Source organism: Microbacterium proteolyticum (genome assembly GCF_030818075.1).
Lineage (GTDB): Bacteria > Actinomycetota > Actinomycetes > Actinomycetales > Microbacteriaceae > Microbacterium > Microbacterium proteolyticum_A.
Genome location: NZ_JAUSZZ010000001.1, coordinates 3193963 through 3207502 on the forward strand (window position 1 = coordinate 3193963; position 13540 = coordinate 3207502).

General features: G+C 71.3%; 12 protein-coding genes. All 12 read right to left on the bottom strand.

Going from position 1 to position 13540, the window contains the following annotated elements; translation table 11 throughout:
• Nucleotides 1-207: 207 nt before the first annotated feature.
• Nucleotides 208-1110, bottom strand: coding sequence for a ParA family protein (locus tag QE392_RS14885; RefSeq protein ID WP_307453097.1), 903 nt, complete (start codon nucleotides 1108-1110; stop codon nucleotides 208-210).
• Nucleotides 1111-1800: 690 nt separating this feature from the next.
• Nucleotides 1801-2604, bottom strand: coding sequence for a DUF4184 family protein (locus tag QE392_RS14890; RefSeq protein ID WP_307453099.1), 804 nt, complete (start codon nucleotides 2602-2604; stop codon nucleotides 1801-1803).
• 1 nt (nucleotide 2605) lies between these two features.
• Nucleotides 2606-3919: a tyrosine--tRNA ligase gene (tyrS, locus tag QE392_RS14895; protein WP_307453101.1), complete on the bottom strand. Its 1314-nt coding sequence runs from the start codon at nucleotides 3917-3919 to the stop codon at nucleotides 2606-2608.
• A 183-nt stretch (nucleotides 3920-4102) separates the two neighbouring features.
• On the bottom strand, nucleotides 4103-4813 hold the full coding sequence (locus QE392_RS14900; RefSeq protein ID WP_307453103.1) for a hypothetical protein: 711 nt from the start codon (nucleotides 4811-4813) through the stop codon (nucleotides 4103-4105).
• A complete protein-coding gene (locus QE392_RS14905) occupies nucleotides 4810-5457 on the bottom strand; it encodes a SatD family protein (RefSeq protein ID WP_307453105.1) in 648 nt (215 codons plus the stop codon). The genes QE392_RS14900 and QE392_RS14905 overlap by 4 nt, the downstream gene beginning before the upstream one ends.
• 51 nt (nucleotides 5458-5508) lie before the next feature.
• On the bottom strand, nucleotides 5509-6939 hold the full coding sequence (argH, locus tag QE392_RS14910) for an argininosuccinate lyase (RefSeq protein WP_307453108.1): 1431 nt from the start codon (nucleotides 6937-6939) through the stop codon (nucleotides 5509-5511).
• Nucleotides 6940-6948: 9 nt separating this feature from the next.
• Nucleotides 6949-8103, bottom strand: coding sequence for a heparan-alpha-glucosaminide N-acetyltransferase domain-containing protein (locus tag QE392_RS14915; protein WP_307453110.1), 1155 nt, complete (start codon nucleotides 8101-8103; stop codon nucleotides 6949-6951).
• The gene (gene argF / locus QE392_RS14920; protein WP_307453113.1) at nucleotides 8082-9005 is read right to left on the bottom strand and encodes an ornithine carbamoyltransferase; all 924 of its coding nucleotides are present in this window, start codon (nucleotides 9003-9005) and stop codon (nucleotides 8082-8084) included. The genes QE392_RS14915 and argF overlap by 22 nt, the downstream gene beginning before the upstream one ends.
• The gene (locus tag QE392_RS14925; RefSeq protein ID WP_307453115.1) at nucleotides 9002-10249 is read right to left on the bottom strand and encodes an acetylornithine transaminase; all 1248 of its coding nucleotides are present in this window, start codon (nucleotides 10247-10249) and stop codon (nucleotides 9002-9004) included. The genes argF and QE392_RS14925 overlap by 4 nt, the downstream gene beginning before the upstream one ends.
• The gene (gene argB / locus QE392_RS14930; RefSeq protein WP_307453117.1) at nucleotides 10246-11148 is read right to left on the bottom strand and encodes an acetylglutamate kinase; all 903 of its coding nucleotides are present in this window, start codon (nucleotides 11146-11148) and stop codon (nucleotides 10246-10248) included. Before argB ends, QE392_RS14925 begins: the two co-directional genes overlap by 4 nt.
• A complete protein-coding gene (argJ, locus tag QE392_RS14935) occupies nucleotides 11145-12302 on the bottom strand; it encodes a bifunctional glutamate N-acetyltransferase/amino-acid acetyltransferase ArgJ (protein ID WP_307453120.1) in 1158 nt (385 codons plus the stop codon). The genes argB and argJ overlap by 4 nt, the downstream gene beginning before the upstream one ends.
• Nucleotides 12299-13348, bottom strand: a complete 1050-nt coding sequence (argC, locus tag QE392_RS14940) for an N-acetyl-gamma-glutamyl-phosphate reductase (protein WP_307453122.1) — start codon at nucleotides 13346-13348, stop codon at nucleotides 12299-12301. Before argC ends, argJ begins: the two co-directional genes overlap by 4 nt.
• Nucleotides 13349-13540: the final 192 nt, after the last annotated feature.

The window sequence follows — 13540 nt, forward strand, 5'->3', positions numbered from 1 at the left end:
TCGAAGGCCTCGGACCCGAGGGGGCTGAGCTTGTCGAAGCCCCCGGGGCTCGGGGAGTCGGACCCTTCGACAGGCTCAGGGACCGACTGCGGCTCAGGGACCGACTGCGGCTCGAAGGCCTCGGACCCGAGGGGGCTGAGCTCGTCGAAGCCCCCGGAACCGGCCGCTTCGATGGACACGCCGACCGGCGTGTCGGCGAGGGTGTCGTCAGGCGACGGCGCCACGGGCGACCAGCTCCCGCGCCAGCCGCAGGTAGGCCTGCGCGGCGGCGTGCTCGGGCGCGAACTCCGTGATCGGCATGCCCGACACCGAGGCATCCGGGAACTTCACCGTGCGACCGATGACCGTCTCGAGCACGTCGTCGCCGAATGCCTCCACCACGCGCTCGAGCACCTCGCGCGAGTGCAGCGTACGGGGGTCGTACATCGTGGCGAGCACGCCGTCGAGCTCGATCGCGGGATTGAGGCGGTCGCGCACCTTGTCGATCGTCTCGACCAGCAGCGCGACACCACGCAGGGCGAAGAACTCGCACTCGAGCGGGATCAGCACGCCGTGCGCCGCGGTGAGGGCATTGACGGTCAGCAGGCCCAACGAGGGCTGGCAGTCGATGAGGATGACGTCGTAATCGGACGCGACCTTGCGCAGCACCCGCGCCAGGATCGTCTCGCGCGCGACCTCGTTGACGAGGTGCACCTCGGCCGCCGACAGGTCGATGTTCGCCGGGATGACGTCGAGCCCCTCGACCCGCGTCTCCACGATGACCTCGTGCGGGTCGCGCTTGGTGTCGAGGAGGAGGTCGTAGATGGTGGCGGCGTCGTGCGTCTGGATGCCGAGACCCGCCGACAGTGCGCCCTGCGGGTCGAAGTCGATCGCGAGCACGCGACGGCCGTAGCCGGCGAGGGAGGCGGCCAGGTTGATGGTGGTCGTCGTCTTGCCGACGCCGCCCTTCTGGTTGCACAGCGCGATGATGCGGGCGGGCCCGTGTCCGTCGAGCGGCTTGGGGGTGGGGAACCCCTGGTAGGGGCGTCCGGTGGGGCCGAGGATGACCTCGTCTGCGCCCGTCTTCGTGCCCTTCGTGCTCGCCGACACCGATACTCCCGCCTTCGTCATAACGTCGTCGAGTCTAACCGCCGCCCGGTCCGCCGCCCGGCGTGACCCGCGGGTCCCCGCATCCGGTTCCCCCGCATCCGGTCCCCCGCGCCGGGTCACCCGACAAGGTGCTCGAGCCCGCCGAGCGAGCCCTCAACACGCCCCCCACCCCGAACACAACCTCCGCGATGCGCACAACCTCAGCCCGAAACCCCCGAGACCAACCGACATTGCGCGCATCGCCGACTTCACGCACACGCCGAAGCACCCGCCGGGCGGCGAGGCTCAGCGGACTTCGCGTGAATCGCCGAGTTCACGCACGCGCCGAACCACCCGCCGAGACCCCCCGAACCCGCCGAGCCGGCCCACAACACGCCCCCGCCGCGCACACAACCTCCGCGATGCGCACAACCTCAGCCCGAAACCCCCGAGACCAACCGACATTGCGCGCATCGCCGAGTTCACGCACGCGCCGAACCACCCGCCGAGACTCCCCGAACCCGCCGAGCCGGCCCACAACACGCCCCCGCCGCGCACACAACCTCCGCGATGCGCACAACCTCAGCCCCAAACCCCCGAGACCAACCGACATTGCGCGCATCCCCGACCTCACGCACGCACCCAACCACCCGCCGAGTGGCGAGGCTCAGCGGACTTCGCGCGAATCGCCGAGTTCACGCACGCACCCAACCACCCGCCGAGCGGCGAGGCTCAGCGGACTTCGCGCGAATCGCCGACCGAGCGCCGACGGCGCCGCACCTGCACGAACAGCGCGAGAGCGAGCGTCGCCACGCCCCACGCGGCGGCGACCTTCACCAGCACGCCATAGACCAGGTGCGTCGGCGTGTAGTCGGGGCCGAACCCGCCCTCGACGGCGAGCGCCACGAGCGTCGCCCCGCCGAGCACGAGCGGGAGCGAGAGCCACCACACCGCCCGCACGGCATCCGGAAGCACCCGATCGACCGGCCGCGGCCGCCGCCGTGACAGCCACCACAGCCCGAACAGCGCGAGCCCCGCGAGGCCGAGCACCCCCGAGCCGTACTGCAGCCACTTCACCCCCGGCAGCGGGCCCCACGGCTCCTCCAGTGCCGGAAGCAGCGCCTCGCCCGCACGTCCCTCGTGCGTGAAGAAGTCCCACGCGACGTGCGTGACCACCCCGAGCGCGAGCGACAGCACGAGCCACAGGATGCCGACGACTCCCCCGCCGACGCTCTCGCGCCAGGCCGCGAGGGCTCCGGCATCCCACTCCCCCGGCAGGCGGTCGGCGACCGCCCGGGGCATCACCTCCCGCGTCGCCGGACGCAGGATGCACCGCCACACCAGCAGCAGCGCGAACGCCATGACCACCGTCACCGGCAACCACGCGAGATCGTGCGTCACCGCGTACGGGGGCACGATCCCGCGCAGGAAGAGGGGAAGGTCGGGCGTCATCGCCCCGATCGCGATGGCCGCCGGCACCAGCGGCGTCCGCAGGAACGGCAGCGCGACGACCGCGTGGCTGACGGTGAACGGCATGTCAGCGGAGGAACAGCCCCGCCAGCGTCTTCTTGCCGCGGCGCAGGACCGAGACGCCCCCAGGGAGAGTCCCCTCGACGACCTGGTCGTCGCTCGTGACCTTCTCACCGTCGAGCGAGACGCCGCCCTGCGCGATCGCGCGGCGGGCATCGCTGAGGCTGCTCGACAGGCCGGTGGAGGTCAGCGCCTCGACGACGGTGGACCCGGGGGCGAGCGTCGCGTGCGGCAGCTCCTCGAGCGCGCTGCGCAGCACGTCGGCATCCAGAGACGTCACATCGCCCTGGCCGAAGAGCGCCTCGGTCGCGGCGATGACCGCCTCGGTCGCCTCGGGCCCGTGCACGGTCGTCAGCACCTCGCGGGCGAGACGCTTCTGCGCCGCGCGGCGGAACGGCTCGGCCTCGACGAGGGCCTCGTACTCCTCGATCTCGGCGCGCGTGAGGAACGTGAACACCTTGAGGCGCTCGATCACGTCACGGTCGTCGGTGTTGAGCCAGAACTGGTACATCACCCACGGGCTGCACATCTCGGCATCTAGCCAGATCGCGTTGCCCTCACTCTTGCCGAACTTCGTACCGTCGCTGTTGGTGATCAGCGGTGTGCCGATCGCGTGCACCGACGTGCCCTCGACCTTGCGCACGAGGTCGGTGCCGCTGGTGAGGTTGCCCCACTGGTCGCTGCCGCCGGTCTGCAGCACGCAGCCGTACTGGCGGTACAGCTCGAGGTAGTCCATGCCTTGCAGGATCTGGTAGCTGAACTCGGTGTAGCTGATGCCGGCCTCGGAGTTGAGACGCGCGCTCACGGCGTCCTTCTTCAGCATCGTGCCGACGCGGAAGTGCTTGCCGATCTCGCGCAGGAAATCGATGGCGCTCATCGGCGCCGTCCAGTCGAGGTTGTTGACGATGCGCGCGGCGCTGTCGCCGTCGAAGCTCAGGAAGCGCTCGACCTGGGCGCGGAGCTTGCCGACCCACTCCTCGACGGTCTCGCGGGTGTTGAGCGTGCGCTCGGCCGTCGGACGCGGGTCGCCGATCAGGCCCGTCGAACCGCCGACCAGCCCGAGTGGGCGATGCCCGGCCAGCTGCAGGCGACGCATCGTGAGCAGCTGCACGAGGTTGCCCAGGTGCAGGCTCGGCGCGGTCGGGTCGAAGCCGCAGTAGAAGACGATCGGGTCGCCGCCGAGGAGCTCGCGCAGCTCGCCCTCGTCGGTCGACACGTGCACCAGCCCGCGATACACCAGCTCGTCCCAGACGTTGTCGAAGGTCGGGTCGTTGGCGGGGGTGAGGGCGCTCACGGGCGCCGCGTCGATCGGTGCAGACACCGGTTCAGGGTATCAGCGGGGTTCTCGGGGCCCGGATGCCGCGGCCTCGGCCGACGCGCGGACGAACCCCTGCTGCGAGGGTCTGGTCAGCCGCACGCCACGGTTCGGTTCGACCCGGCCGCGACGGGCCGGTTCGCCCGCGCCTTGCTCCGGACACGCTGCGCGGTGAGCCTTCGTGCCGCGTCAACCCGGGGCGATCCCCCACGACACCAGGAACGCCGCCGCCAGCGCAGTCACCCAGCTGACGAGGCTGCCGATGAGGAAGTACTCCGCGCGGTCACCGCCGTCTCCGTCGCGTGAGATCTCGGGAAAACGCACGATGCCCTTCGCCGCGAGCACCGCCGCGATGAGCGTGTAGGCACCCGCCAGCGTCAGGGCGAACACGAGGATGCGCTCGAGCGGCCCAATGAGCCGGCCGCCCTTGAGCGTCGGGGCCGCGGTCTCGTCGGGTGTCTCGCGGGTGCCCATCTCCGAGCGCAGCGCGATGCGCACCACGGCGTTGCCGGATTCGAGCAGGAACACCAGGCATCCGATCACGAGCACCACCGCATCGGCCGACACGGTCTCGCCCGGTCGATACGACGCCCACAACTCACCCAGGATGCCGGGACGCGCCCGGCCGGGAGCGATCACCACGGATGCGGCTGCGGCGAGCGCGAGGAGAGCGACCGGCCAGAGTCCCGCACGGGCGGGGCCCTGCTCGGGGACGACCCCGACCCAGATGGCCGCGACCGCGACGGCGAGCACGCCCGCGACGACGGCATCCAGGCCCGCTGCCGCGACGACGAGCACGACCGCGGCGACCGCGAACGCGACCCAGCGGCGCGTCCGGATCATCTGGCGCACCAGGTCGACCGTGCCGACGGCGAGCAGGAGCAGGCCCGCGGCGATCATGTGCGCGCCCTGCGCAGGAGCACCGCGAAACCCTCGACGATCGCCGCGGACCCGGCCGACGCCAGCGCCTGCGACACCGCCGACTGGCTGATGCCCTCGCTCTCGGCCAGCTCGCGCTGCGAGCGCCCCAGGCAGCGCCCGGCGGTGAGCCGGCGCGTCCGCTCGCTCATCGCCGACACGAGCTGATCCCGCGTGAGGAGATAGGCGTTGGCGACGGCGACGGTATCGACCATGGCGGCATCCTCCCCCTCGGCGGCGGCGATCCACGTGCGGGCGAACGGCGCGGCGCGCTGCTGCATCTGCTCGACGGCCTCGACGGCGGTGCGGGCGGCCCACCATGCCGGGCCCTCGGGCACCGTCCGGTCGTCGAGGGCGATGGGACGGACCTCGCCGACGCCCACACCGAAACGGCAGTCGATGTCGCCGGGGAGGGCGAGTCTCAGCAGGAGCAGAGAGGCGAGGGCATCGTCGAGGCGGGCGTACTCCCCCTGCAGCTCGTCGCCGACCGTGGCCGTCAGCGACTGCGTGGCGATCGGCAGATCGGCGTCGACCTGGGCGATCGCCCCGGCGAGGCGATGCTGCGCCTCGGCGCGATCGTCGAGACGCCGGGAGGCGACGATGTCGGCGATGACGACTATGGTCATGGCATAAGCATATCGCTTATCATGAGCGTTTGATAAGCGAAAAACTGATACTCAGGCGATCAACGTACGGGCCGCCGCCTGCGCCCGCGTCACGAGGTCTTCGCGCTGCTCGCGCACGCGGTCCGGGGCCGTGCCGCCCGCGCCCGTGCGGCTGGCGACCGAACCCTCGATCGTGAGAACCTCGCGCACCGCGGGCGTGAGCGACGGGGAGACGGATGCCAGGAGGGCGTCATCGGCGTCTTCGAGGCCGATCTCGCGCTCCTCGCAGGCCCGCACCAGCGCGCCCGAGATCTCGTGCGCGTCGCGGAAGGCGACACCCTGGCGGACGAGCCACTCGGCGACGTCCGTGGCCAGCGAGAAGCCCTGCGGGGCCAGCTCGGCCATGCGGTCGGTGTGGAACCGCAGTGTCGCGACCATTCCCGAGAACGCCGGGAGCACGAGTTCCAGGGTCCGCACGGAGTCGAACACCGGCTCCTTGTCTTCCTGCAGGTCGCGGTTGTAGGCCAACGGCAACCCCTTCAGGGTCGCGAGCAGGCCCGACAGATTGCCGATCAGACGCCCCGCCTTGCCGCGCGCCAGCTCGGCGATGTCGGGGTTCTTCTTCTGCGGCATGATGCTCGACCCGGTCGAGTACGCGTCGTCGAGCGTGACGAAACCGAATTCGCGCGTGTTCCACAGGATGATGTCTTCGGACAGGCGCGACAGGTCGACGCCGATCATCGCGGTGATGAACGCGAACTCGGCGACCACGTCGCGCGAGGCGGTGCCGTCGAGGGAGTTCTCGGCGGGACGGGCGAGGCCCAGGTGGTCGGCCACGAGCTGCGGGTCGAGGCCGAGGGTGGCTCCGGCCAGGGCGCCGCCGCCGTACGGCGAGACCGACGCGCGCGCCGACCAGTCGCGAAGGCGCTCGATACCGCGGGTGAACGCCCAGCCGTAGGCCTGCAGGTGGTGGGCGAGCAGCACGGGCTGGGCGTGCTGCAGGTGCGTGCGGCCCGGCATGATCGCGCTCTCGTGCGCCTCCGCCTGGGCCACGAGGGCGTCGATGAGGCGGAGGACCTCGCGCGTGATGGTGCGGGCGTGATCGAGCAGGTACAGCCGCACGAGGGTGGCGATCTGATCGTTGCGGCTGCGACCGGCGCGGAGCTTGCCGCCCACCGCCGCACCCACCGTCTCGATGAGCACGCGCTCGAGGGCGCCGTGCACGTCTTCGTCGCCGGGGGCGGCGACCAGGGAGCCGTCGCGCACGCGCGCGGCGAGCTCGTCGAGCCCGTCGTGCATGGTCTTCGCCTCGTCGGCCGAGAGATACCCCGCGGCCTCGAGGGCGGCGGCGTGCGCGTGGGAGCCGGCGATGTCGTAGAGGGCCAGATCCCAGTCGAAGTGCGTCGAGCGGCTCAGCGCCGCCAGTTCGGGAGACGGTCCGCCCGAGAAACGGGCGCCCCACAGAGCGCCCTCGTTCGTCGACTGACCGTTCTCGTGACTCATGCGTCCAGCCTACCGAGGGCCGCCGACACCGCCGGAGCCAGGAGCCGGGGTATCGGCATCCCGGTCCCGCCCGACGACGAGACGCACCACGGTATCGATCACCCACTCGAGCGGCCCACGCCCGAGGGTGAGCGCCCAGGCCGTGCACCCGATGACGAGGCCCACGGTGAGAGGCCCGAACAGCCCCGCCTCTCGGATGCCGAAGAGGTCGGCCGTGTCGCCAAGCAGGGCGAGCGCGACGATGGCCCACACCACGAGCTGCAGCACGTACGCCGTGAGCGGCATCGAACCCACCGCCCGCAGCGGCACGGCCGCCCACCGCAGCGGGGTGCGGCACAGCAGCAGGCACACGCCGATCACCACGAGAGCGAACCCGCCCGAGCCGACCACTTCCCACAGCCCCTGCGAGTGATCCTCCGCCGTCAGCACGGCCGCCAGGTAGCGATTGCCGGCCGCGGCCGGCGCCGTGAAGAGGGCCGCGCCGTAGCCGAGGAGCACGAGCGCCCCACCCACCATGACGAGAGCGCCCTGCACCTCCACCCGCCGCAGATCCAGCCGCCCCACGCCCATGCCCGCCAGCAGATACGCGATCCAGACGGTGAACGGGTAATGCCAGCCGAGCGCCGCGTCGATCTCCGCGCCCGCCCGCCCGGCCCACAGGGGGGCGGCGTCGAGCACCGGCTGGATCCACGGCATCACCAGCGCCAGCGCGCCGGCCGTCGCGAACAGCACCCGCGACCGCATCCCGAGGAACGGCAGGGCCAGCACGAACAGCAGCGCGTAGGCGGGGAGGATGACGTACACCGGCACGCCGGTGGCCACCAGCAGCATCCCGATCACCCACAGCAGCGCCCCGCGCAGGGCCAAGCGCGCCGCAGCGCGAGGACGACGCTCCGGCGCAAGCGGCCGGGGTCCTCCCGTCACCAGGGCGATCGAGACGCCCGCGAGAGTGGCGAACAGGATCGACGACCGGCCGTTCACCAGCGTGACCCAGGTCTCGGGGTCGATGGTGAGACGGCGTTCCGTGTCGAGCAGGTGCGCGGCCAGCATCCCGAGCACGGCGAGACCGCGCGCGAGGTCGATGCCGACCAGCCGGCCCGGGCCGTCGAAACGTGCCCAGGCCCGACCGATCGGCGAGGAGGTCACTGCTGACGCAGCAGCCACACCAGCAGCGCCTTCTGGGCGTGGAGTCGGTTCTCAGCCTCATCCCACACGACACTCTGCGGTCCGTCGATCACCTCGGCGTCCACCTCGTATCCGCGATCGGCGGGCAGGCAGTGGATGAAGATGGCGTCGGAGGCCGCGCGGGTCATGAGGTCGGTGGTGACCTTGAACCCGCCCAGGTCGCGGATGCGCGCGATCTTCTCCTCCTCCTTGCCCATCGACACCCAGGTGTCGGTGACCACGACGTCGGCTCCGGATGCCGCGGCCTCGGGGTCATCGGTGAGCGAGATCGACCCGCCGGTCTCGGCGGCGATGCGCTCGGCATCCGCGATCACATCGGCGCGCGGCGTGTAATCGGTGGGAGCGGCGACGCGCACGTGCATGCCCGCGGTGACGCCGGCGAGCACGTAGGAGTGCGCCATATTGCTCTGCCCGTCGCCGAAGAACGACAGCGTCAGCCCCTTCAGCTCGCCCTTGTGCTCGCGGATCGTCAGCAGGTCGGCGAGCAGCTGGCACGGGTGGAAATCGTCGCTGAGCGCGTTGACCACGGGCACCCGGGTGCCGCGCGCCATCTCCTCCAGCCCCGCCTGCGCGTAGGTGCGCCACACGATCGCGGCGACCTGGCGCTCGAGCACCCGTGCGGTGTCGGAGGGGGTCTCCTTGCCGCCGAGCTGGCTGTTGGCCGTCGAGATGATCAGCGGCGAGCCGCCGAGATCGGCGATGCCGACGGCGAACGAGACGCGCGTGCGGGTGGACGACTTGTCGAAGATCACCGCGACGGTCTGGGGACCTTCCAGCGGCTTCTGCGCCCAGCGGTCCTTCTTCAGCTCGATGGCGAGGTCGAGGATCTCGGCCTGCTCGGCCGGGGTCAGGTCGTCGTCACGCAGCAGGTGGCGGGTCACGCGGGGGCTCCTTCGAGGATGAGGGCATCGGAGACGGTGGCGAGCGCGGCGCCGAACAGCTCGAGGAACCGAGCCACCTCGGCATCCCCGATCGTCAGCGGCGGCGCGATGCGAATGGTGTCGTCGTTCGCGGCGTTGACGACGAGGCCGTGCTCTTGCGCGGCGGCCACGACGGCCTTGGCGACGGGGCTGCTGAGCCCGATGCCCAGCAGCAGGCCGCGGCCGCGGACGCCGCCGACCAGCGGCGATCCCAGCGCGGCGATGCCCTCGCGCAGCTGCGCCTCGCGACGGGCGGCGTTCTCGACGAGGCCCGCCGACTCGATCTCCTGCAGCACCGCGCCACCGACGGCCGTACCCAGGGCGTTCCCGCCGAAGGTCGATCCGTGGGTACCCGGGAAGAACAGGTCGCTCGCGGCGCCGAAGGTGATGAGCGCCCCGATCGGGAAGCCGCCGCCGATGCCCTTGGCCACGGTGATCGCGTCAGGCGTGATGCCGGCGTGCTGGAAGGCGAACCAGGCGCCGGTGCGGCCTGCGCCCGTCTGGATCTCGTCGACGATGAGCAGCGCGCCGTGGCGGGCGGTGACCTCGCGCGCGGCCTGCAGGTACCCCTCGGGCAGCTCGACCACGCCGGCCTCGCCCTGGATGGGTTCGACGAGCAGGGCGGCGACGCGGTCGTCCATCGCGGCCTCGAGCGCCTCGATCGTGGCGTCGATGTGCTCGACGCCCGGGACCATCGGCAGGAAGTCGGCCTGCAGCGCGGGCTTGCCGGTGAGGGCGAGCGCGCCCATGGTGCGGCCGTGGAAGCCGCCCTTCAGCGTCAGCACGCGCGTGCGGTCGGTCCCGCGACCGTGCAGACGCGCGAGCTTCAATGCGGCCTCGTTCGCCTCGGCGCCGGAGTTGCCGAAGTACACCCGGCCCGACTCCCCGGTTCCGGCGAGGCGCTTGAGGCGCGCGGCCATCGCCAGCTGCGGCGGGGTGGCGAAGTAGTTCGACACGTGCGAGAGCGTGGATGCCTGGGCGGTCAGGGCCTCGACGAACACCGGGTGGGCGTGGCCCAGGGCGTTCACGGCGATCCCGGCGAGGAAGTCGAGGTATTCCTTCCCGTCGACGTCCCACACGAAGGCGCCCTCACCGCGGACGAACAACGCCATGCGGTCGCCGAAGCTGCGGACGAGGTCGCGTCCGGCGTCGTCCTGCCAGGCGGCGCGCTCGGCCGCGGGTTCCTGAGTCGTGTCCGCGTTCACGCGACCACCTCCGTTCCGATTCCCTTGTTGGTGAACAGTTCGACGAGTACCGAGTGCGGCACGCGTCCGTCGATGATGGCCGCGGCGGGCACTCCCCCGTCGACGGCATCGAGGCACGCCTGCATCTTGGGGATCATGCCCGACTCCAGCTTCGGCAGCATCGCGCGCAGCTCGGTCGACGTCAGGTGCGACACGAGGGAGTCGCGGTTGGGCCAGTCGGCGTACAGGCCGGGCACATCCGTCAGCACGACGAGCTTGCGCGCCTTCAAGGCGACCGCCAGCGCCGCCGCCGCGGCATCCGCGTTGACGTTCAACGAGGTGCCGGGGTTGTCCAGGTCGGGCGCGATGCTCGACACGATGGGCACACGGCCGGCGGCGAGATGATCGAGCACGGGCTGCGGGTCGACCGTCACGACGTCACCGACGCGACCAAGGTCGTGCTCGACGCCGTCGATGAGGACGCCGCGCCGACGTCCGCCGAAGAGTCCGGCGTCCTCGCCGCTCAACCCCGTCGCCAGCGGCCCGTGCGTGTTGACCTTCGCCACCAGCTGCGGGTTGATCTGCCCGGTCAGCACCATGCGGACAACGCCGATGGCCTCCGTCGAGGTGACGCGGTAGCCACCGCGGAACTCGCTCGGGATGTCGAGCCGGTTCAGCATCGACGAGATCTGCGGGCCGCCGCCGTGCACGACGACGGGCTTGACCCCGACGTAGCGCAGGTAGGCGATGTCGGCGGCGAACGCGTCCTGCAGTTCGTCACTGACCATGGCGTTGCCGCCATACTTCACCACCACGACCTGGTCGCGATACTTGCGCACCCACGGCAGCGACTCGACGAGCGTGATCGCCCGTTCGCTGGCCTCGGTGGGATCGGTGTCCTGGATATCGATGTCGCTCATGAGGAATAGGCGCTGTTCTCGTGGACGTACTCGTGCGTGAGGTCGTTCGTGCGGATGGTGGCCGACGCCTGACCGACGCGCAGGTCGACGACGAGGTCGGTCGCGCGCGGCGTGAGGTCGACGTCTTCACGGGGGCGGTCGGGGCCGCCGGCCGTGCACACGCGCACGCCGTTCATCCAGACGTCGACGTCGTAGGGGTCGAATTCCGCATCCGTCGTGCCGATGGCCGCGAGGACCCGGCCCCAGTTGGGGTCGTTGCCGAAGATCGCGGCCTTGAAGAGGTTGTTCCGCGCGATGGAGCGACCCACCTCGACCGCGTCGTCCTCGTCGGCGGCGTTGGTCACGCGGATGGTGATGTCGTGGCTCGAGCCCTCGGCGTCGCCCTGGAGCTGCGCGGCGAGGTCGTCGCAGACCGCGATGAGGGCCGCGCGGAAGTCCTCGGCATCCGGATGGATGCCGCTGGCACCGCTCGCCATCAACGTCACCTGGTCGTTGGTCGACATGCAGCCGTCGGAGTCGAGCCGGTCGAAGCTCACCCGGGTGGCCGCGCGCAGCGCCGCGTCGGCCTCGGCGGCATCGAGCACCGCGTCGGTGGTGATGACGACGAGCATCGTCGCCAGACCCGGGGCGAGCATGCCGGCGCCCTTGGCCATGCCGCCGATCGACCAGCCGTCGCCGGTGTGCACGGCGCGTTTGGGCTTGGAGTCGGTGGTCATGATCGCGAGCGACGCCTCGTCACCGCCCTCGGGCGACAGGGTCGCCACGCCCTGCTCGACACCCGCGAGGACTTTCGCCCGGAACTCCTCGTCGCCGGTGCCGATGAGCCCCGTCGAGCACACGACGACGTCACCCGCCCCGACGCCCAGCAGCTCGGCGGCACGTTCGGCGGTCTGGTGCGTGGTCTGGAAACCGAACGAACCGGTGAAGCAGTTCGCACCGCCGGAGTTGAGCACGATCGCCTCGACGACGCCGTCCTTCACCACCTGCTCCGACCAGATGATCGGGTTCGCCTTGGCGCGGTTCGAAGTGAAGACGGCGGCGGCGACCTTGAGCGGTCCGCGGTTGACGACGACGGCGACGTCACGCGCGCCGGTCGACTTCAGGCCCACGGCGACACCGGCCGCTTCGAATCCGGCGGGGGCGGTCACACTCACGGGGCGACTCCGTTCACGGGAAGGGCGGTGGTCTCGGCGAGACCCAGCGCGATGTTCATGGACTGCACGGCGGCGCCCGCCGTGCCCTTGACGAGGTTGTCGACGGCGGCGACGACGACCACGCGGTTCGCCGCCCGGTCGATCGCGAGGCCCAGCGAGGCGATGTTCGCCCCGAGCACGTCGGCGGTGCGCGGGAACACGCCCGCGGGCAGCAGTTCGACGAAGGGCTCGTCGGCGTACGCGGCCTCCCACGCGGCGCGGATCTCGGCATCCGTCGCCCCGCTCCGGATGGGAGCGCTCGAGGTGGCGAGGATGCCCCGCGACATCGGGACGAGGACCGGCGTGAAGGAGATCCGGATGCCGTCCGCCGGGGCACCTGCGCCGACGAGCGCCTGACGGATCTCGGGGATGTGCCGATGTGTACCGCCGACGGCATACGGGTTCGCCGTGCCGAGGATCTCGCTCGCGAGCAGGTTCGTCTTCGCGGCCTTTCCCGCACCGCTCGGGCCGACGGCGAGCACCGAGACGATGTCGCCCGCGTCGATGACGCCCGCGGCGACACCCGGCGCGAGCGACAACGCGACCGTCGAGGCGTTGCATCCCGGTGCGGCGATGCGCGCCGCGCCGCGAAGGTGCTCGCGCTGCTTGACGCCGTCGACCGTGAGCTCCGGCACCCCGTACGCCCACGGCTCGGGGTGGTCGCCGCCGTAGAAGGCCGCCCAATCCTCGGGCGAGGTGAGCCGGTGATCGGCGCCGGCATCGATGACGAGCGGGGTGTCGGCCAGGGCGTCGGTGTACTGCGCCGACTGCCCGTGCGGGAGGGCGAGGAAGACCACATCGTGCCCGGCGAGCACCTCGGGCGTCGTGGCCTGCAATTCGAGGTGCGCGAGCGAGCGCAGGTGCGGCTGATGGGCGACGAGGGGCTGGCCGGCGCTGGAATGCGCGGTGACCGTGCGCACCTCGATGTCGGGGTGTGCGGCGAGCAGGCGCAGGATCTCGCCGCCCGCATAGCCGGAAGCGCCGGAGACGGCGACCGAGAGGGTCATGTTTCTACCTTAGGAGTCGGGGCGTGTGCTGAATCAGCGTGAACCGGGGCGGCGACGCCCGCATGCCCGACCGTCGGCGGGTTTACGAGGTCGCCGAAAGTCGGCGCGTGACCCGACGTCGACGCTCGCCACCGGTGCTCACGAAGAGCTCCTCGGTGCGCACGGTGATCGACGACATGTGGCGAGGGTATC

Coding starts and splice junctions, on each gene's coding strand:
- argB (WP_307453117.1), bottom strand. CDS start 11,148: ATGAGCGACATCGATATCCAGGACACCGATCCCACCGAGGCCAGCGAA.
- argH (WP_307453108.1), bottom strand. CDS start 6,939: ATGAGTCACGAGAACGGTCAGTCGACGAACGAGGGCGCTCTGTGGGGC.
- argC (WP_307453122.1), bottom strand. CDS start 13,348: ATGACCCTCTCGGTCGCCGTCTCCGGCGCTTCCGGCTATGCGGGCGGC.
- QE392_RS14890 (WP_307453099.1), bottom strand. CDS start 2,604: ATGCCGTTCACCGTCAGCCACGCGGTCGTCGCGCTGCCGTTCCTGCGG.
- QE392_RS14905 (WP_307453105.1), bottom strand. CDS start 5,457: ATGACCATAGTCGTCATCGCCGACATCGTCGCCTCCCGGCGTCTCGAC.
- QE392_RS14885 (WP_307453097.1), bottom strand. CDS start 1,110: ATGACGAAGGCGGGAGTATCGGTGTCGGCGAGCACGAAGGGCACGAAG.
- QE392_RS14900 (WP_307453103.1), bottom strand. CDS start 4,813: ATGATCGCCGCGGGCCTGCTCCTGCTCGCCGTCGGCACGGTCGACCTG.